Source organism: Novosphingobium sp. AAP1, assembly GCF_001295765.1.
Classification (GTDB): Bacteria; Pseudomonadota; Alphaproteobacteria; order Sphingomonadales; family Sphingomonadaceae; genus Novosphingobium; species Novosphingobium capsulatum.
Window position 1 is genome coordinate 1 of the sequence record NZ_LJHO01000045.1, and the last position, 1,535, is coordinate 1,535.

General features: G+C 60.9%; 1 protein-coding gene. It reads right to left on the reverse strand.

Features of this window, described 5'->3' with window-relative positions:
* Positions 1-1,458, reverse strand: a 1,458-nt coding sequence (locus tag IP65_RS20665; RefSeq protein ID WP_197279319.1) for an RHS repeat domain-containing protein, incomplete at its 3' end; no start/stop codon positions are given.
* Positions 1,459-1,535 lie beyond the last annotated feature (77 nt).

Here is a 1,535-nt window from a genome sequence, read left to right on the forward strand (position 1 = left end):
GTTGTATCCGATTGGATCGGTTTGCATGAAGCGACCGAGGCTTGGCGAGTACCAGCGGGCCTTGTAGTAGGCGAGGCCGACTTCGGGGAACCAGGCCTGACCAGTGTACTGGAAGCGGCCGATGTTGTTGGCACGCGGAATGCCGAACTCGTCATAGGCGTTGGTGCCCAGGACATTGCCCGAGCCATCGGTGACGGCGATGATCGAGCCGCGCTCGTCGGCCTGCAAGAAGCGCCGATCGGTCAGGCCCGAGCCTTCATACCACACGACCGGCTCGTCCGTGCCAGGGCCCGGCACATAGCGGCGCAGCGTCGCTCCTGAAGAACCCGATACTTCCGCTAGAATGGCGGTGCCATCGTAAACGAACCGGGTCGAAGCGGGTGCGTTATATTCGATCAGGCGCCCCGCCCCGTCATAGCGCATCGTCGCGGAGGGACCGGAGGTCATCTCGTTGAGCTTATCGTAGCCGTAGCTCGAACTACCCGACGAGGTCAGGTTCCCACGCCCATCGTAGCCGAACGCGACCCCGCCTGCGGCAGTGTACTGGTTCAGACCATTGGTCGTATAGGCGCGGCTGGTGTTCACGGCTCCGGTCCAAGCGTAGGCATCATTGCTGCGAACGAGGCTGGTGATCTGCGAAGCTGGGTTATAGCCGATCGCAGTCCCGGTCCCGCCCACAGCACCAATGAGATTATCGTAGGCCGTCCCGCCCAGGTCAAGCTTCAGGCCGGCAAGGCGGCTGACACTATCATAGGCATATGTCCGGGTCGTTCCATTACCATAGGTGACGGAACTGCGGCGTCCCAATGTGTCGTAGCTATAGGACGCCAGGACGCCCACCCCCGACGTGGCACCATTCTCGCGGATAGCGGTGACATTGCCGGCGAGATCGTAGTCGTACGTGACATAGTTGGTATCGCCCCAGGTCAGGCGAGTCCGGTTGCCGGCAACGTCATAGAGATAGCTGACCGACCCGAATGGCTGCGTCTCGCTGCTCAGGCGGCCCAGGCCATCGTAGGTATAGGACAGATTAATCCCGTCGCCAGGACGCTGCACATTTGTCACTTGGCCCAGCAGATTGTAGCTGAAGTTTACCGCGTTTTCGCCGTTCGGCGTGCGCGAGGCCATGCGCCCGAGATTGTCGTAGGTGAATGTGATCGTGTTGCCATCGCGCAGGCGGCGCTGGGTCACGTTGGAATTGGCATCGTAGGTCAACTGCTCGTAGTCGGTCGTCGAGCTTGAGCCAGCACCCTGCGTCGGTGACGGATAAAGAGTCTGCGACAAACGGTCGAAGCCATCATACACGTAGGTCGTCAGATTGTTCTGACCGTCTTTCACCGAACCCAACTTGCCATTAGCAGTATAGGTATTGGCCTGGGTAGTGGATTGGGCGGAAGTCCCCACACCTTCCGTGACCGCCAAAACCCTGCCTACCGGATCCAAATCCCGCTTGGTCACCCGGTCCGCGCCATTGGCCCCGCTCGTCTGGCTTGGCGCACAGCTGGACGCCACCGTGGCGGGAATGGCCGACAGGT